Here is a 15,955-nt window from a genome sequence, read left to right as displayed (position 1 = left end):
CGGTCAGGCGTCGAGCCGCGGAGGCGGCCCGTCCAGCAAGGTGAGCACGGCCTGCGCCGCATCCCGGCCCACCGGGTCGCCCCGCATGTCCCGGACATGGGCGAGGTGGCGCCAGAGCGCGGGATGGTCGTCGATCCGCAGGATCGTGTTCTCTAGGAGCAGGGCGGCATCGTCCCAGCGGCCGAGCCCGATCAGGGCGGAGGCCAGGAGTTCGGCCCAGGCCCCGTTCTGCGGGTCCTGGCCCACCGCCCAGGTCGCCAGGGTGACGGCCTCGTCCGCCTGACCCGCGTAGAGGCTGGCATAGGCCGCCATCCAGAGATGGGACGGGCTCTGGGGATCGAGGGACAGGGCGATCCGGCTCAACGCGACAGCGTCGTCATAGCGATGGACCGAAACGGTGACCTGGGCGGCCACGCGGGCGTGATAGGCCCCGAAGCCCGCAAGATCCGCCAGTCCCACCGCCCTCTCAGCCGCCTCGGCGAGCCTCTGCTGTCGGTAGAGGACCAGGATCTCGGCGGTCCTCACGCCCGCCGCCGAGGCGCAGTCGCTCTCGAAATCGTCCGCGAAGGTCCAGTGATCGTGGTCGTTCGGCTTCTGGAACAGGCGGTGCTCGGCCATGATGGTGAACACCACGTCGGGCCGGTCGCGATCGACCGCGTCGAGATAGACTCGATGGGATACGCCCGCGAAGGCCGTGCGGCCGAAGCTCCGGGCCCAGAATTTCGCCTGCGCCGTCGCGTAGGAATCGTGGAAGAAGAGCGCCAAGGTCGGGGGGGCGGTGTCGGATTCCATCCGGATGAAGCGGTTGCGCACCACGGTGGTGTTCTTCTGGACCAAGCGGGCGCGGTGCCTGCGGCCGATCTTGATCAGGGGTATCGGCTCGGGCGCCCCCTCCGGCACACGGTGGATCGAGAGGTCCCCGAAGGCGTCCTTCATCTCGACGTTGACGTCCTCCGACGCGACCATCCGGACGGGGACGTCCTCCGCGACGCGTCGGCACACCGCCCGATAGCTCAGATAGGCGCCGTAATCCGTCCAGTGCGTGTCGTTGCGCCGGTAGGTCCGGTAGGGCGGGTCGTCGACCACCAGATCCGGCAGGGCGTCGTGGAGGGTGACGCCCGGGACGCCCTCCATGACCGCCGCCAGTTCCGGAAACGGTGCCTTGATCGTCCCGCGCAAGGCGTCCGGCAAATCGTCCCCGCAGGCGACATGCGCACCCGGAACGATGACGACGTGATAGGGAATGCCACGCCGGGCGAGTTCTCGGCCACGGCGGGCGAAGGTCGCCCGCCACGACTGGACGGCGGCGGGGCTGATGCCAGCCGTGTAGTAGTTCAGCAGGCTCGCGGCCCCGTCCGCGCCGGTATAGAAGAGCTGCCCGTTCCGCCCCTCGATCTGCGTACTGAAATACGTCTTCAGATCGATCATGGCTCACCGGGTAGCCCAAAGGGGGCGTGATACGCACCGCATCGACAAATCGAACGGCTCCTTCGCGCCCATTGTCGACTCGAACGTGATGCGAACACAACCCGGATTCATCGCGCCAGAGACGAAATCGGCTCGCCATGACGAGAACTCGGCGCTCGAATCGTGCCGCGTTCGCGCGAGCGCAGAGAAGGACAGGGTCTTCGCGCCTTCCGGACCTGGAGAAGCGCCGCCGTCCCTTGCGGGGGCTAGATCGCGTCGCGACGCACCAGCACGATGGCGGCCGCGTAGCCGGCCCGGCGCAGGTGGCGCAGGTCGGCATGGCGGCGCTCGCAGGTGACCTTGAGGTAGCGGTTGTCGCCGCCCGGCAGGCCGGTCGCGGCGGCCACGGCCTGCCCGTGCATCAGGCATTCCATGGGGGTGCGGGCGGGCGACACGATGACGTCGAGGGCGGTGTCCCGCGAGCAATCCTTGGCCAGGAGGGTGGCGGCGCAGACGAGGGCGACGGAGAGAAGTTCGGACATGACGGACCCCTTGTTCGAGATGGCGAATAAGGTCCGCGGTGTGGCTCCGGCGTCAGAGCGTCCGCGTGATCGTTGTCCTGGTGTTTCCCCTTACCTGTCGGATCGGCTTCTTGACGTTGCCCCTCGCTCAAGCATGGCGTGTGCCAGGAAGGGTCCGGAAAGGCGACGCGCGAATCCGCTGTCCGCGCGGTCGTCGGCTCAGCGCCGGGTGGGCAGCCAGTGCGGCTCGGGCTCGCTGCGGGGCAGCAGGATGGCGACGGCGTCGAGGTCGACGATGAAGTTCTGGGTGAGCAGGTGCCAGACCTCCGCCTGCGACGAAGCGTGATGGCCGAGCTGGTCGACCGCACTGGCGAGATGGCTGGGATTCACGAGGGTCGGACGCGGCTGGAGCGGGTCGGAATGGAGCATGGCGCGAATTCCCGGGCGATGCCTTGATGATGATTCGTCAACCTTAATAAAGATTTACCCTTCCACGGCACCACGCTCTCGACGCCCGATCCACCTGCCCCGCTGGGCACCGCAATCCACCCGAGCGGCGAAAATCGTCCGCGTCCTGCTTCGCACCGCCGCATTGCTGCGCTAGAAGCCCCGCGTCGCGCGCAACGCCCGACGCGCCATCGAGGACCAGCCCCACGATGAAAGAACCGCTGCCCAACGTTCATGTGCGCGCCGAAGTACTCGTCCAGGCCCTGCCCCACATGCAGCGCTACGATCAGGAGATCGTGGTCATCAAGTATGGCGGGCACGCCATGGGCGACCGCGCGGCTGCCGAGGATTTCGCCGAGGACATCGTGCTCCTGGAGCAATCCGGCCTGAAGCCGATCGTGGTGCATGGGGGCGGACCGCAGATCGGGCGCATGCTCGGCCGGCTCGGCATCGAATCCGAATTCCGCGGCGGCCTGCGTGTCACCGACGAGGCCACCGTCGAGGTGGTCGAGATGGTTCTCGCCGGCTCGATCAACAAGCAGATCGTCGGCTGGATCTCGGCCGAGGGCGGACGCGCCATCGGCCTGTGCGGCAAGGACGGCAACATGGTGCGGGCCCGCAAGGCCACGCGTACCATCATCGATCCCGAGAGCCAGACCGAGCAGGAGCTCGATCTCGGCCTCGTCGGCGAGCCCGACCATGTCGAGCGCGGCGTCCTCGACGCGGTGCTCAAGGCCGAGCTGATCCCCGTCCTCGCTCCCGTGGCCTTCGGCGCCGACGGCCAGACCTACAACGTCAACGCAGACACCTTCGCGGGCGCCATCGCGGGGGCGCTGCGGGCCAAGCGCCTGCTGCTGCTGACCGACGTGCCGGGCGTCCTCGACAAGGACAAGAAGCTGATTCCCGAACTGTCGATCGACGATTGCCGCCGGCTGATCGCGGACGGCACCATCACGGGCGGCATGATCCCCAAGGTCGAGACCTGCATCTACGCCCTGGAGCAGGGTGTCGAGGCGGTGGTCATCCTCGACGGCAAGGTCAGCCACGCGGTGCTGCTGGAGTTGTTCACCGATTACGGTGCCGGCACCCTGATCCGCCGGGCCTGAATGCTCGACCCGGGGCCGGGTGCCCCGGGACCCGCCCTCACGCCGCCGTGGGCAGCACCTCCCGGCGCGGCCGGAAAGCCAGCAGGGTCATGTCGTCCCGGCGAGCCTCATCGGCTCGGTAGGCGGTCAGCGCGGCGTCGAGCCGCGCGACCTGCTCGGCCAGGGGCGCCGCCTGATCGCCGGCCAGGATGTCGGTGACGCCGCGATGGCCGAGGAGCCGACGGGCGGGCCCGGCGCCGCCCATCTGGTCGGTGATGCCGTCCGTCATCAGGTAGAAGCTCATGCCGGGCATGACGCGCAGGGTCGTCTCCTCAACCGAGACGCGCTCGCCCGGACGCTGGGGATAGCCGAGACCGCGCTTGGCGCCCCGAATCCGGGTGACGGCGGCGCCGTCGATGATCGTCAGGGCAGTGCCGGCCCCGGCGAAGCGGATCTCCCCGCGCCTGCGGTCCCAGACGCAGATCCCGCAATCGAGGCCGTCGTCGGATTCCGAGCCGCGGCCATCCTGGCGCAGTTGGGTCCGGACCATGCCGTCGAGGGCCTCCAGGATTGCGGCCGGATCGCGTAAGGACCGCTCGTGCAGCAGCCGGTCGAGGGCGGTCGCGACGATCAGGGTCAGGAAGGCGCCCGGAACGCCGTGGCCGGTACAATCGGCGACCACCAGGATGCCGAGCCCATCGATCTCCTCGAGCCAGAAGTAGTCGCCGCCGACGAGGTGGAGCGGCTCCCACAGGACGGCGACCTCGAGGCCGGTTCCGTCCAGGGCCGTCCGGTCGGGCAGCACGGAACTTTGGATGCGGCGGGCATAGCCGATGCTCTCCATCACGAGGCGGTTGGCACCCTCCAGCTTCTGGTGGGCCTTTTCCAGTTGCTGGAGCAGCTGCTTGGCCTCGTCGCCGCTGCGCAGGCCATCCACCATCCGGTTGAAGGCCTGGGAGATCACGTCGATCTCGTTGCTGGCGCGAAACGCCCCGTCGAGTTCCACCGGCACCCAGCGCTTGTGCTCGACTTCGCGCATCGCGAGCAGAAGGCGCTTGAGTGGCGCGAGCACGTGCCGGCGCACATTCGCATGCAGCGTCAGCACAAAGGCAAGCATCAGGATGAGACTGGTGACGACAGCCAGCACCGCCTGTTTCTCGGCGTTCCCGCGCAGGCCCTCTGCCGAAATCGCCAGCGTGAGACGTCCCTGAGCGGCGCTTCCTGGCTCTGCGGGTAGGTCGGCCTGTGCGGTGATGAGCTCGAAGCCCCGGCCGCGCTTCGCATCGCCGAGGCTCACCAGCACGGTGCCAGCCGCGTCGCGCAGGGTCGCCGAGCGGAAGGCCGGATCGAGGCTCAGAGCCTCCACCTGGCGGCGGTAGATCTCCGGGCTGGCGCGCCAGTCCGGCCGTGCGATGGCCTTGGCGGTGAGCGAGGCCATCAGGTCGGCCCGCTCGGTGTAGAGGTGGATCTGGTCGCGGTAGTTCACCCAGGCGATGCCGATCTGCGTCACCAGCACGACGACGGCGATGACGGGGTAGATCCGCAGGAACAGGGTGTGGGCGAGCGTGTCGAGATCGCGCCCCTGCGCCGCGCCGCGCAGCGCACCCGGGCGCATGGTGTCGGGCTCGCCCGTCGGCACGTCGACGAAGCCCGCAGCCTCCAGGAAGTCGCTGCTCCGGCGGGGCCCCGCTCCGCGCAGGGAACCGCCCCGAGGGCGCGGGACCGCGTCCTGGCCCGGGGCTGACTGTGTCGGAATGATGGGGGTCGCCTCGGCGCTCACGTGCGCTCCGGGGCGGCGGTGTCGGGTTTGAGACCGACGCGGTTGCGGCCGCCGCGCTTGGCCGCGTAGAGGGCGGCATCGGCGCGCTGCATCGCGCCCTCCAGGCTCTCGCCCTGCCAGGCCTGGGCGACACCGATGCTCACCGTGATGGTCACGGCCGAGTCGGCGCCGCCCACGGGCGTGACGGCGACGGCTTCCCGCAGGCGCTCGGAGAAGGTGAAGCCCCCCTCGATGGGGGTGTCCGGCAGCACGATGGCGAATTCCTCGCCGCCGGTGCGGCCGATGAAGTCCAGGGTGCGCAGGTTGGCCCGGCAGGTCGCCACGAACGCGACCAGGGCAGCGTCTCCGGCGGCATGTCCGAAGCTGTCGTTGAGGAGCTTGAAACGGTCGAGGTCGAGCATGAGGATGCAGACCGGGGCACCGCTGCGCTCGTGCCGCAGCCATTCCCGGGCGGCGATCTCCATGAAGCGACGGCGTGCCAGCGCCCCCGTGAGGTCGTCGGTGTCGGCAAGGCGCCGCAGCTCGGCTTCTAGTCGGGTCCGGTGCTCGATCTCGCCCGACAGGGCGGCGTTCAGGGCCTGGAGGTCGCGGCGCTGCTCGGCGAGCGCCTGGTTCGCCTTCTGAAGGTCGAGCTGCATCCGGTCGCTCATCCGCACGAGGCGGCGCTGCTCCCGGTAGCCCCGGCGATAGGCGTCGGCGAGGGCCTGGACACCGCCCGCCACGTCCGAGAGCCCCGCCAGCATGGCCTCGGAGCGCGCCAGCACCGCCTCCTCGGCGTCGTAGAGGCTGAAGGCATCCTCCGGCTTGGCGGGAGGCGTCCCGGCCACGGCCCGCACCGCGCGCGTCATGCCACCGACTCCCTCACCATCTCGAACCGCGCATGCGAGAAATCGGCGGCGAAATCCTCGCCCGCCTCCTCGATGGTCTCGTCGCCGTCGACGAAGTGCCAGCGCACGGTCACCGAGCGCCCCTCCTCCGCGGCATCCTCCAGGGGCATGAACAGGTTCATCAACGCCTTGGCGCTGGAGGAATTGAAGTAGGCCAGGCCGACCTCGAACACGATCGGTGCCCCGGACTGGTCCGCCAGATGGGCCCTCAGGGCCTGAAGCAATGGCCCGAAGAAGGCGGCCGCGTCCTCGGGATAGGATTCGCCGCGCAGGGACAGGTGTCCCGACGCGAAGTCGAAATCGACCTGCGGCGAGCGGTCCGTGGCGGCAAGCTGGATGCGATCCATCGGTGGCGGGCCCGTCAGATATAGGCTTTGAGGCAGAAGAAGCTGCGCTGGCTGCCCAGCTCCTGGAAGTCGTACTCGACCGGGGCGCTCGAGCGTCGAGCGATCTCGATGAGCCCGATGCTTCCGCCGAGGCTGCCCTCGTCCGGGGGCTGGCGCAGCTTCTCGCGGTAATAGGCTTTCAACTCATCACTGTTGAGGCTGGCGATGTGGTCGAGGCGGGCCCGCAGGGACGGCACGTCGGAGTCGGGCATCTCGTTGCCGCAGAGAACGTAGAACCGCGCGGCTTCCATACCGACCACGATCACACCGTTGCTAATCAGGCCCGGCGCCGGTCCGGAGGGCTTGGCCACCTTGTCGGCCGAGTAGCGGATCACGTTCTGGGCCTGCTCGACGAAGACCGCGAAGACGCGCTTGGCCACCGAGGCGTCCGTCTCGCCCTGGCTCATGCGCAGTTTGAGCACCTCGCCCAGGGAGAACAGAACGTTCTCGGAAATATCGCCGCCGAAGGAGAGGATCACACCCTGACGCCGGGACGCGTCGAAGAAGTTCATGAAATCGCGAGCGAGCAAGGGTTTCTCTCCCGACGGACGAGGCGCGGAGCGCCCGACCCAGGGTGCGCCATACCGCCGCTCAGAACTAGTCTCGCATTCGTGTATGTCGGGTTAAAGTGGCGTCAAGGACACACCTCGAAACTTGCCGGAATCCAAGGCTCCGACCCCATCAGTTGCTGGCGAAATACGCTCAAATTTCCAGCTTATTGCTTAATTTCCCGCCACGCTTGATGGAATTGGCGAGAGTCCGTGCGAGGCGTGGCGCCTCCGTCGATCGCCCTCGACGCTTGCCGGATGCCCACGGCCATGCTCTGAAACAGCCTCAGGTGACGCTTCCCTTCGCAGAGACCGGTCCCCATCTCGGACGGCCGGGCTTCGCGAGCCCACCCCGAACCATGTCGAGACGCCTTGTTCCTCCCCGGCGAGAGCCACTTCACCACCGCCCAATCCCGCGGCTTTCGTCACGTCGACACATGGGTGTTCGACCTCGACAACACGCTCTATCCGAGCGACGCCCGGGTCTGGCCGCAGGTCGATGAGCGGATCACCCTCTACGTCATGCGCCTCTACGGGCTCGACGGCCTCTCTGCCCGCGCCCTGCAGAAGTACTTCTACCATCGCTACGGCACGACGCTGAAGGCGCTGATGGTCGAATCCGCGATCGACCCGCACGACTTCCTCGACTTCGCGCACGATATCGACCACTCGACCATCCGGCTCGACGCAGCCCTGGGCGATGCCATCGAGGCCCTGCCGGGGCGCAAGCTGATCCTCACCAACGGCTCGCGCCGGCATGCCGAGAACGTGGCGACCAAGCTCGGCATCCTCGATCACTTCGAGGACGTGTTCGACATCGCCGACGCCGACTTCATCCCGAAGCCCGAGCGCTCCACCTACGAGCGCTTCCTCAAGCGGCACGGGGTCGAGCCGCGCCGGGCGGCCCTGTTCGAGGACATCGCCCGCAACCTGGTCGTGCCGCACGACATCGGGATGTCCACGGTGCTGGTGGTGCCCCCGACGATCGACCCGTTCCGCGAGGCCTTCGAGCAGGAAGCGGTGCGCGAACCGCATATCGACCACATCACCAGCGACCTCGCGGGCTTCCTGGCGCAGCGCGTGCTGCCGGAACTCGCGTGAACACCAGACCGGACTGGACCGAGGCGCGGGCACCGGATCTCGCGGCCTTCGAGGACATGGCGCACGCCGCCTTCGCCAGCCTGCCCCTGGCGTTCCGCAACCTGTGCGCCGGCCTGCTCATCCACGTCGAGGATTTCCCCGACGACGAGACCCTCGGCGAAATGGGCTGCGAGAGCGAGTTCGATCTCCTCGGCCTGTTTCGCGGCATCGGAATGGCGCAAGGGGGCGAGGCCGCCACAGGGCAGATGCCGAATCAGGTCTGGCTCTACCGGCGGCCGCTGCTGGACTACTGGGCCGAGCACGACGAGACCCTCGGGCACCTCGTCACCCATGTCCTCGTCCACGAGATCGGCCACCATTTCGGCCTGTCCGACGACGACATGGAGGCCATCGAGGCGGCGGTGGATCCCTGATCAGGCGGTCCCGGCCGGGCGCAGCAGGCTGGCCTTGGGCCGGCGCGTGCGGAACTGGCCGCGTTCCACCGCCACGAAGACCAACACCGCCAGGGCAAGGGTGGTGAGCCACCACATCACCATCATGCCGACGCCGATGCAGGCGATGAGGAAGGCCGCGGCGAAAGCCGCCATGGCACCCGGGACCAGCACCGAGACCTCGCGGCCCGCGCGCCGGATCGCGGCATGCAGGGCGAAGGCGGCGGCGAAGGCACCGACGAGGCCAAGTTCGTACCAGAGTTCGAACAGCAGGGTCCGGGGCGCGTTCATGGGCAGCAGGTTGACGTAGCGCCCCCGCAGGGCCGTCTCGAACCCGTGCCCGGTGACGAGCCGGACGGGCTCCGATGTGACGATCGCCTGCCAGGCCTTCAGGCTCAGGACGCCGGGCGAGCGTCCGCCGAACAGCCACGCGCCGATCGGGCGGGCGATGAAGGGCAGGACCGGGCCGAGCACGAGGAGCGCGGCGGCGACCAGGGCGAGGATGCGCGGCCCCTGAGTCGGCCGGAAAACCGTGAACGCGAAGGCTAGAGCTCCGACCGCGAGAGCGACCAAGGTCGTCGGACCCGGCGAGACGATGAGGGCGAGGGAGACCAGGACGGCGAGGCCGAGGGCTTCGCCGTCGCGGCCGCGCGAGCGCAGCCATGCCACGCCCGGCCAGACCAGCAGGACCAGGAGGATGAGGCCGCGGTCGAGGATGCCCTCGTCGTCGCCGATGCGGGCGAGGCGCTGGCCGAACAGGCCCTGCCCCGTGAGGCCGAGGCCGATGGCGACCAGGGCTGCCGCCGCGAGCCCTACCGGCAGGAGGTAGAGGTTCGCCGAGCGCATGCGGTCCGGCAGGGCGAGGTAGCCCGCCATCGTCATCAGCAGGGTCGCCACCAGGTTGAGCAGGCGCTCGGTGGCGAGATCGAGGAAGGGTGTCCAGACCAGCGAGAGGGCGGCCCAGAGGATGAAGAGGCAGCCGGCCAGGAAGGCGGGCGAGCGCAGCAGGCGGGTCGAGGCCGGCCGGACGGGTCGTGACTTGCCGTCGATGATGCTGGCCAGCACCAGGAGCGCGATGGCGATGGGCGCGAGCACCACCACGGCGCGCCGCGCGAATTGCGCGGCCACCGGCATGACCACGAACAGGCCGATGAAGCCGACGCGGCGCAGGAGCGCGGCGGCATCGCTCGCCGGATCGACGGAAGAAGTTGAGGCGCGCGCCATGCGTTCGATCGAAGGCCGTGAAACGGCGCCAGGGTGAGGCCCGCGCGCTACCGTCCCAGTCCTAGTGCAGCCACGGCGGAGGGGCTGTAGACGATGTGCAACAGTCACGATGCCGTGGCCCACCGCGAAGCGGGTCAGGCGCCCTGGGTCACCGGGCGCCGGCGCCCCCGCACCATCCGCCGCCCGGTCTCGGCCAGGAGCCGCCAGGCCGCCCAGGTGGCGAGGAAGCCCAGGAGCCCGGCGGTGAGCCCGTCCGCCGTGGTGGGGATCGCCGGAACGTAGTCCTGGTAGGTCGCCCGGACGAGGGACGGGTCGGGATTGCGCAGCACCGCCACCGCGCGTCCCAGGGGGCCGCCCGCCTCGACGACGGCGCGCTGCTGTCCGGAGAGCGCCTCGAGGCGCGCGATGTCGGCGCGCGCCGCCGCGCCCCGGCGGGACACCAGCGCGTCGCGGTCGCCGCTCAGGCGGGCGAGCGCGTCGTCGCGGCTCCGCCCGGTGGCAGCGGCGTCCGCCTCGAACCCGGACACGACCCGGCGCAGCTCGTCGACGGTGCCGCCGAGGCGCTGGGCGTATTGCTGCGCGAATTCGGGGGCCTGCGCGGCGATGGCGCCGGCGAGGAGACCCAGAGCGAGGCCGAGGGTGCGCAGGACGCGGAACACGGGACCTCCCGGTCGGGCACGGCGGGGAACCGAAGGCTGCCGAGGACAAGGCGGGAACCGGGCACCCGGTTCCGGTGGCCCTACGAAGCCGAGGCGAGGGCGGCCGCTACGTCCGCGTCGCCGATCTCCGCCATGGCCCGCGCGATCTTGACCGCTCGGGTCGGATCGCCCGGCACCATGATCAGGATCACCGTCTCCAGGCCGGGGCAGGCCGGATCGGCGCAGACGATCTCGCTGACCTTGACGATCACCTCCGCATCGAAGCCGCCGAGGCGGCGAACTCGGGCGATCACCCCCTCGCGGGCCCCCTGGTCGGCCGGAGCGCGGCGACCGCCGAATCCGAACAGCGCCATCGTGGGCGGCCTCAGGTCGGCAGCGCGAGGATGCCGGCCTGCCCGTCGGCGCAGCCGAAGGCGAGGCGCGTGCCGCGCCCGTCCCAGGCCAGCGCCGAGACCGCGCTGCCCTTCACGGCATGGCGCACCAGCAGTTCCGAGGCATCGGTGAAACGCACCAGAAGGATGCAGCCGTCCTCGTAGCCGACGGCCAGGACCAGGGCCTTGGGGTGGAACGCCACGCGGGAGACGCGGGCCGGGCGCACGCCGCACTCGCGCGGCGCCTTGCCGGTGGGACCCTCCTTCGAGTCGAACGGCCAGACGATGGCGGCCTCGGCGCCGCTGGTGGCGAGCCAGTCGCCGTCGCCGGACCACGCCACGGAGCGCACCTTGCCGGGATAGCCCGACATCCGCATGTGGCCGCGATCGGGCTGGAGGCGCCAGCCGTGCAGGGAGTTCTCCTGCATGGTCGTGACGACGAAGCGGCCGTCGGGCGACCAGGTCACGTCGATATGCGAGCCCTTCCACTCGATGAAGTCGGGAGCTGTCTCGAGGTTGGGGTACCAGAGGGTGGCGCCGTTGTAGTGCGAGACCGCGAGGCGGTAGCCCTTCGGCGCGAACGCGAGGCCGCGCGCGGTGGAGGGCGCCGCGAAGGTCTTCTCGCGGCCCTTGGCGTCACGGGCGACGACGTTGCGGCCGGCCGCGTAGGCGATCGTCCCATCGGGATGCACCGCGAGGGCGTCGATCCAGGCGCCGTTCCGGGCGGAGGCGACTTCCACGGCATCGCCGCTGGCGGAGGTCGCGACCACGCGCCCGTCGTCGCCGCCCGTGACGAGGCGGCGCCCGTCGCCGACACCCACCAGGATTCCCGCGTCAGGATGCGCCTCGACGCGACGCGTCTCCTGCCCGGAGACGAGGAGCAAGCCGCCGTCGCCGAGGGCCAGGGCGAGCGTATCCTTCAGCCAGACAGCCTGGGTGACATGGGCGCCCGCCGCGACCGGCGCGACGTGATCGAGGAGGGAGGGGGCACTCATCCGGACGGATCTCTCAACGCTGGTCCTCGCGATTCACTTCGCCACGGCCTTGATGGCGGGTGCCTTGGCAGGACCCTTGGCCGAGGCGGACCGCGCGACCAGGATCGTCGCAAGGAGCGCGAGGGAGCCGGCCAGGCCGGCGGGAATGGCGAGGGCATACAACGCCAGCTTCCCGTAGGCGACCGTTCCGGCCACCGATCCGGCGAGGAGCGAGAACCAGACGACGCCATCCCCGACCCAAGCGGTGCGCGCGCCCCGCCGGGCGAGCGCCAGGGCGAGCTTCTGGCCGAGACCGAACAGGGCGCCGGTGACGAAGGTGGTGCCGGCCCGGAACCCCTGGACGTACGACAGCACGGCGTTCTGCGCGCCCATGGCGAGCGCCAGCATCAGGGAGGCGATTCCGGAATCCGGCGCGGCCGTCGCGGCCTGAAAGGCCGCCGTCACCACCGCCGTCTCGAAGCCGAGGATCACGGGCGTCACCCACCGCGCCGGGGTGAGCGCCGAGAGGCCGCCACCGCAGATGCCCCCGAGGAGGAAAGCGAGGATCAGCAGGGCCGGCAGCAGGGCGTGATGCGGATCGCCATGGCCGAGGGCGACCGCGAACTGCGTCGTGTTTCCGCTCATGAACGAGGTGTAGAGGCCGCCGAGGCGAATGAAGCCGAGGGCGTCCACGTAGCCCGCGAGCGCCGTGAGAATAAGGCCGAAGCCGAGATGCCAGGGACGGGTCATGGGCGCGGCAGGCACGCCTTCACGACCCGGCCCACAGGGTTAAAGCTTCGCTTACCAAGTCCGCGCAATTGGAGTGAACGGCGGCGAACGATGGGCCTTGGCGGCCCGTTTGTCTGGCGATCCGGCACGGGCCCCACGGCCTCATGCCGGGTGAGTAGGAGTTGCGTCATGATTTCCTTCGCCTGCGCCTTTCCGACACTGCCCGCCTTCAGCCCGCGCGCCGCCGCCGAGACCGTCCTGGTGGTGGAGGATGAAGCCATGGTCTGCGAGCTCGCCGCCGAGGCGCTGCTCGACGAGGGCTACCGGGTCCTCACCGCCGCCGATGCCGACGCGGCTGAGGACATCCTCGCGCGGGAGCGCGTCGACCTGCTCTTCACCGATATCGATCTGGCCCGCAACACGAACGGCATCACGCTCGCCCGCCGCGCCCGCCAGCACTGGCCGAACCTGCCCGTGGTCTATACCTCGGGCGGACGCGGCCACCTCGCCCAGGCGGACGCGGTCGCCGAATCCGTGTTCGTGCCCAAGCCCTACCGCCTGAGCCATCTCGTGGCCCTGGCCAACGGCATCCTGCGTCCCAACCCCCACCACGCCTGACGATACCGCGCGACCCGCGCGGGACCCGCCCTCCGGAGCCACACGATGCGCATCCTCGCCGCCGCCCTGATCCTTGCCGCCAGCACCGCCATGGCCGGCGCCGCCTGCGACGTGAAGGGGGCCAAGCTCGAAGAGGCGATCGCGGCAAAGTCCGAGCTGCGCGAGGCCGCCAACAAGCAGACGGTGCGCGACCTGCGCACGCTGCGCGACGCCGCCATCGTGCTGGAGACCTACAAGTACGAGACCGAGTGCGAGCGCGTCGTGGCGATCATCCGGGCGCTCGCGGCCAACCCCGAGAAGACGATCGAGCGCAGCGGCGACACCGACGAGGAAAAGGCCGAGGACCTCATGGAGGCCCGCGAGCCGAAGGCGCCGGTCGCTCCCGAAACCGTCAAGCCGAAATAGCGTGCTTGCGCGTTGAGACGCGCGTGATGATGCGGCGAAGGTCAGGCGGACGAACATGACGAGCAACGGTACGGCGAAAGAGACCTCGGTCCGCGAGGCGGGGATCGCGCACGCGGCACAACGGCTGCCGTCCGTCATCGTCGACGATTACAACATCGAGCTGAAGGACGGCGACGGCTTCGTCGGCGACCGGGTCTCGAAGGCCGCCTTCCGCGAGATGCTGGAAACGTGCCGCGCGCGGATGCGGGCTCTCGGCCCCGATCCTCTCGGCGACAGGGACAGCTGCGATTTCTCCAAGCGGCGCCTCGATCACATCCTCCTGGCCGAGGACACCCTCGCCTCGGGCACGGTGTTCAGCGCCATCGAGGCCTTCGCGCAGGAGCTCGCCCGCGTGGTCCGTCTCTTCCTGGCCCAGGAAGGCTGGCAGGGCACGCAGGCGATCGCGGTAGGCGGGGGGTTCCGCGACAGCCGCGCCGGCTGCCTCGCCATCGGGCGCGCGGGCTACCTCCTGCGCGCGGAAGGCATTGACATCACCCTGGAGCCGATCCGGCATCATCCGGACGAGGGCGGTCTGATCGGCGCCGTCCACCTCGCGCCGGCCTGGATCTTCTCCGGCTACGACAGCCTGCTGGCGGTCGATATCGGCGGCAGCAACATCCGCACGGGTGTGGTCACGACGAATCTGCGCAAGGCCCCCGACCTGTCGCGCAGCGAGGTCTGGCGCTCGGAGATCTGGCGCCACCGCGACGACGAGCCGACGCCGACCCGCGACGAGGCGGTGGAGCGCCTGATCGACATGCTGACCGACCTGATCCGACGGGCCGACCGCGCCAATCTGAGCCTGGCGCCGTTCATCGGAATCGGTTGCCCGGGCCTCATCGAAGCCGACGGCACCATCACCCGTGGCGGCCAGAACCTGCCCGGCAACTGGGAGAGCGACGGCTTCAACCTCGCCGAACGAGTGGCGGCGTCCATCCCGCGCATCGGCGGACACGCCACCATGGTGGTGATGCACAACGACGCCGTGGTGCAGGGCCTGAGCGAAGTGCCGGACCGCAAGGACGTGACCCGCTGGGGCATCCTCACCATCGGCACCGGCCTCGGCAATGCGCGCTTCACCAACCGCGAGACCGAACAGGCCGAGGGCTGAGCGCGGGGGCTCTTGGAGGCCCCTCCCCGCTCAGCGCGTCTTCGCGTCGGCCCGCGCGAACGTCTGGGCGATGCGCGCCCGCAGATCGTCGTTCAACTCGATGTCGACCACGCGCCAGGTCCAGTTGCGCAGGCGAAGGCGGATGCGCAGCCGACGCTCGCGGGACGCTTCGGGCGGCACACCCACCACGACCGTCCGAAAGCCCCGCATCTCCGAAGCGAGGTAGAACGGGATCAGTCGGCGCAGGTTGTCGATGCGCAGGCCCCCGCCCCCGGAGCGCGGGGCGGGCGCCTCCTGGCCCAGTTCGACGGATTGCGGCCAGCCGTCGTCGAGGAGATCGACCACGGTGGCGGGCGTCACCAGCGCCTCGGCGATCGGGACCGCCAGGGCGGCGGCAGCCTCGGAGAGACGCTGGCGCTCACGCGGCTCGACATCGGGCGCGGCGGGATCACGCGCCTGCGCGGCGGCGGCGGCCTGCCGGATCACCGAAAGGCGCAGGGTGCGGAAGTTGACGTGCCGCGCGATGTAGTCGGTATCGTGCGCCTGGACCGCGCGGGCGAGGTCGTAGAGCGCCCACAGGGGTGTCAGCGTGAACGCGAACCACCCGAGCAACAACAGGATCGGGATCGACCACCACCGCATCGGGGCGCCGGCTCAGGCGGTCACTGCGGGGCCCGCCAGGACGTGAGCCCCGCGAACGCGGCGACCACCCCCTCGTAGACCGGCCGCTTGAAGGGCACGATCAGGTCGGGCAAGCCCGCCATCGGCTCCCAGCGCCAGGCGTCGAACTCGGATTTGAAGGCGCCATTCCCGGGTGACGCCACGTCGATCTCGTCGTCGGAGCCGACGAAACCGAAGGCGAACCATTTCTGGGTCTGGCCGCGATAGCGCCCCTTCCAGGCCTGCTTCAGCACGTCCGGCGGCAGATCGTAGGAGAGCCAGCCCTCCGTCTCACCGAGGCGCACGACGGAGCCCACCGCCACGTTCGTCTCCTCGTAGAGTTCGCGCAGGGCCGCCGCCTCCGGATCCTCGCCCGCATCGATACCGCCCTGCGGCATCTGCCAGGCGCGCCCGTCCGCCACGTGCTCGGGACCCGCATCGGCCCGGCGTCTCCCGATGAAGACGAGACCGGACCGCGAGATCAGCGTGATGCCGACGCAGGGACGATACGACAGGTCGGCGCCGTCGGCGATCGGGGATGCGGTCATGGCCGCGACCATAGGCAGGCACGC

Annotated in this window: 20 protein-coding genes; 6 read left to right on the top strand and 14 right to left on the bottom strand. The window is 69.9% G+C overall.

The genetic code is table 11. The features are described 5' to 3' along the window. Nucleotides 1–3 precede the first annotated feature (3 nt). The 3 genes from MKK58_RS14635 to MKK58_RS14625 all read right to left on the bottom strand — a co-directional run bounded on the left by MKK58_RS14635 (nt 4) and on the right by MKK58_RS14625 (nt 2,357). Nucleotides 4–1,428 carry an alginate O-acetyltransferase AlgX-related protein gene (locus MKK58_RS14635; RefSeq protein ID WP_243912734.1) on the bottom strand — a complete coding sequence of 475 codons (1,425 nt, stop codon included), beginning with the start codon at nt 1,426–1,428 and terminating at the stop codon, nt 4–6. 245 nt (nt 1,429–1,673) lie between these two features. Continuing rightward, a complete protein-coding gene (locus MKK58_RS14630) occupies nt 1,674–1,949 on the bottom strand; it encodes a hypothetical protein (RefSeq protein ID WP_243912733.1) in 276 nt (91 codons plus the stop codon). A 198-nt stretch (nt 1,950–2,147) separates the two neighbouring features. Beyond that, nucleotides 2,148–2,357 carry a hypothetical protein gene (locus tag MKK58_RS14625; protein ID WP_243912732.1) on the bottom strand — a complete coding sequence of 70 codons (210 nt, stop codon included), beginning with the start codon at nt 2,355–2,357 and terminating at the stop codon, nt 2,148–2,150. 227 nt (nt 2,358–2,584) lie between these two features. On the opposite strand from MKK58_RS14625, the gene argB reads away from it, so the two are divergent. Continuing rightward, nucleotides 2,585–3,481: an acetylglutamate kinase gene (gene argB / locus MKK58_RS14620; RefSeq protein ID WP_243912731.1), complete on the top strand. Its 897-nt coding sequence runs from the start codon at nt 2,585–2,587 to the stop codon at nt 3,479–3,481. A gap of 37 nt (nt 3,482–3,518) precedes the next feature. On the opposite strand, the gene MKK58_RS14615 is transcribed toward argB, so the two are convergent. From MKK58_RS14615 to MKK58_RS14600, 4 genes are read right to left on the bottom strand one after another with little or no spacing between them, the layout of a single operon-like run. Then, complete coding sequence (locus MKK58_RS14615; RefSeq protein WP_243912730.1) at nt 3,519–5,240, bottom strand: SpoIIE family protein phosphatase; 1,722 nt, start codon at nt 5,238–5,240, stop codon at nt 3,519–3,521. Beyond that, nucleotides 5,237–6,088 (bottom strand): GGDEF domain-containing protein, encoded by an 852-nt coding sequence (locus MKK58_RS14610; protein ID WP_243912729.1) that lies wholly within the window; start codon nt 6,086–6,088, stop codon nt 5,237–5,239. Before MKK58_RS14610 ends, MKK58_RS14615 begins: the two co-directional genes overlap by 4 nt. Next, nucleotides 6,085–6,474: a DUF1987 domain-containing protein gene (locus MKK58_RS14605; RefSeq protein ID WP_243912728.1), complete on the bottom strand. Its 390-nt coding sequence runs from the start codon at nt 6,472–6,474 to the stop codon at nt 6,085–6,087. The genes MKK58_RS14610 and MKK58_RS14605 overlap by 4 nt, the downstream gene beginning before the upstream one ends. Before the next feature lie 14 nt (nt 6,475–6,488). Then, nucleotides 6,489–7,043 (bottom strand): SiaB family protein kinase, encoded by a 555-nt coding sequence (locus tag MKK58_RS14600; RefSeq protein WP_243912727.1) that lies wholly within the window; start codon nt 7,041–7,043, stop codon nt 6,489–6,491. 390 nt (nt 7,044–7,433) lie between these two features. Here MKK58_RS14600 and MKK58_RS14595 point away from each other — a divergent pair, with 390 nt between their 5' ends. Then, complete coding sequence (locus MKK58_RS14595) at nt 7,434–8,162, top strand: pyrimidine 5'-nucleotidase (RefSeq protein WP_243912726.1); 729 nt, start codon at nt 7,434–7,436, stop codon at nt 8,160–8,162. A gap of 56 nt (nt 8,163–8,218) precedes the next feature. Further along, on the top strand, nt 8,219–8,575 hold the full coding sequence (locus MKK58_RS14590) for a metallopeptidase family protein (protein WP_243912762.1): 357 nt from the start codon (nt 8,219–8,221) through the stop codon (nt 8,573–8,575). Here MKK58_RS14590 and MKK58_RS14585 read toward each other — a convergent pair whose 3' ends face one another. The 5 genes from MKK58_RS14585 to MKK58_RS14565 form a co-directional block, all read right to left on the bottom strand. Further along, complete coding sequence (locus MKK58_RS14585; protein ID WP_243912725.1) at nt 8,576–9,817, bottom strand: peptide ABC transporter permease; 1,242 nt, start codon at nt 9,815–9,817, stop codon at nt 8,576–8,578. 134 nt (nt 9,818–9,951) lie between these two features. Then, nucleotides 9,952–10,476: a DUF2937 family protein gene (locus MKK58_RS14580; protein ID WP_243912724.1), complete on the bottom strand. Its 525-nt coding sequence runs from the start codon at nt 10,474–10,476 to the stop codon at nt 9,952–9,954. A gap of 80 nt (nt 10,477–10,556) precedes the next feature. Next, nucleotides 10,557–10,829 (bottom strand): hypothetical protein, encoded by a 273-nt coding sequence (locus MKK58_RS14575; RefSeq protein WP_243912723.1) that lies wholly within the window; start codon nt 10,827–10,829, stop codon nt 10,557–10,559. Nucleotides 10,830–10,840: 11 nt separating this feature from the next. Then, nucleotides 10,841–11,842: a WD40 repeat domain-containing protein gene (locus MKK58_RS14570; RefSeq protein ID WP_243912722.1), complete on the bottom strand. Its 1,002-nt coding sequence runs from the start codon at nt 11,840–11,842 to the stop codon at nt 10,841–10,843. Between the two features lie 33 nt (nt 11,843–11,875). Then, nucleotides 11,876–12,571 (bottom strand): YoaK family protein, encoded by a 696-nt coding sequence (locus tag MKK58_RS14565; protein WP_243912721.1) that lies wholly within the window; start codon nt 12,569–12,571, stop codon nt 11,876–11,878. 168 nt (nt 12,572–12,739) lie between these two features. On the opposite strand from MKK58_RS14565, the gene MKK58_RS14560 reads away from it, so the two are divergent. From MKK58_RS14560 to MKK58_RS14550, 3 genes are read left to right on the top strand one after another with little or no spacing between them, the layout of a single operon-like run. Further along, nucleotides 12,740–13,168 (top strand): response regulator, encoded by a 429-nt coding sequence (locus MKK58_RS14560; protein WP_243912720.1) that lies wholly within the window; start codon nt 12,740–12,742, stop codon nt 13,166–13,168. Nucleotides 13,169–13,213: 45 nt separating this feature from the next. Next, complete coding sequence (locus MKK58_RS14555; protein ID WP_243912719.1) at nt 13,214–13,573, top strand: photosystem reaction center subunit H; 360 nt, start codon at nt 13,214–13,216, stop codon at nt 13,571–13,573. Nucleotides 13,574–13,628: 55 nt separating this feature from the next. After that, complete coding sequence (locus MKK58_RS14550; protein WP_243912718.1) at nt 13,629–14,723, top strand: ROK family protein; 1,095 nt, start codon at nt 13,629–13,631, stop codon at nt 14,721–14,723. A 30-nt stretch (nt 14,724–14,753) separates the two neighbouring features. On the opposite strand, the gene MKK58_RS14545 is transcribed toward MKK58_RS14550, so the two are convergent. Next, entirely contained in the window at nt 14,754–15,365 is a 612-nt protein-coding gene (locus MKK58_RS14545; protein WP_243912717.1) for a DUF2939 domain-containing protein, read from the bottom strand. A 20-nt stretch (nt 15,366–15,385) separates the two neighbouring features. Beyond that, nucleotides 15,386–15,943 (bottom strand): RNA pyrophosphohydrolase, encoded by a 558-nt coding sequence (locus tag MKK58_RS14540; RefSeq protein ID WP_243912761.1) that lies wholly within the window; start codon nt 15,941–15,943, stop codon nt 15,386–15,388. Between the last annotated feature and the right edge of the window lie 12 nt (nt 15,944–15,955).

The organism is Methylobacterium sp. J-078, assembly GCF_022829285.1.
Taxonomy (GTDB): domain Bacteria; phylum Pseudomonadota; class Alphaproteobacteria; order Rhizobiales; family Beijerinckiaceae; genus Methylobacterium.
The sequence above is the reverse complement of the archived record's forward strand: the minus strand, read 5'-3'. Positions and strand labels throughout refer to the sequence as shown.

Coding starts and splice junctions, on each gene's coding strand:
- MKK58_RS14635 (WP_243912734.1), bottom strand. CDS start 1,428: ATGATCGATCTGAAGACGTATTTCAGTACGCAGATCGAGGGGCGGAAC.
- MKK58_RS14630 (WP_243912733.1), bottom strand. CDS start 1,949: ATGTCCGAACTTCTCTCCGTCGCCCTCGTCTGCGCCGCCACCCTCCTG.
- MKK58_RS14625 (WP_243912732.1), bottom strand. CDS start 2,357: ATGCTCCATTCCGACCCGCTCCAGCCGCGTCCGACCCTCGTGAATCCC.
- argB (WP_243912731.1), top strand. CDS start 2,585: ATGAAAGAACCGCTGCCCAACGTTCATGTGCGCGCCGAAGTACTCGTC.
- MKK58_RS14610 (WP_243912729.1), bottom strand. CDS start 6,088: ATGACGCGCGCGGTGCGGGCCGTGGCCGGGACGCCTCCCGCCAAGCCG.
- MKK58_RS14605 (WP_243912728.1), bottom strand. CDS start 6,474: ATGGATCGCATCCAGCTTGCCGCCACGGACCGCTCGCCGCAGGTCGAT.
- MKK58_RS14590 (WP_243912762.1), top strand. CDS start 8,219: ATGGCGCACGCCGCCTTCGCCAGCCTGCCCCTGGCGTTCCGCAACCTG.
- MKK58_RS14585 (WP_243912725.1), bottom strand. CDS start 9,817: ATGGCGCGCGCCTCAACTTCTTCCGTCGATCCGGCGAGCGATGCCGCC.
- MKK58_RS14575 (WP_243912723.1), bottom strand. CDS start 10,829: ATGGCGCTGTTCGGATTCGGCGGTCGCCGCGCTCCGGCCGACCAGGGG.
- MKK58_RS14570 (WP_243912722.1), bottom strand. CDS start 11,842: ATGAGTGCCCCCTCCCTCCTCGATCACGTCGCGCCGGTCGCGGCGGGC.
- MKK58_RS14565 (WP_243912721.1), bottom strand. CDS start 12,571: ATGACCCGTCCCTGGCATCTCGGCTTCGGCCTTATTCTCACGGCGCTC.
- MKK58_RS14560 (WP_243912720.1), top strand. CDS start 12,740: ATGATTTCCTTCGCCTGCGCCTTTCCGACACTGCCCGCCTTCAGCCCG.
- MKK58_RS14555 (WP_243912719.1), top strand. CDS start 13,214: ATGCGCATCCTCGCCGCCGCCCTGATCCTTGCCGCCAGCACCGCCATG.
- MKK58_RS14550 (WP_243912718.1), top strand. CDS start 13,629: ATGACGAGCAACGGTACGGCGAAAGAGACCTCGGTCCGCGAGGCGGGG.
- MKK58_RS14545 (WP_243912717.1), bottom strand. CDS start 15,365: ATGCGGTGGTGGTCGATCCCGATCCTGTTGTTGCTCGGGTGGTTCGCG.
- MKK58_RS14540 (WP_243912761.1), bottom strand. CDS start 15,943: ATGGTCGCGGCCATGACCGCATCCCCGATCGCCGACGGCGCCGACCTG.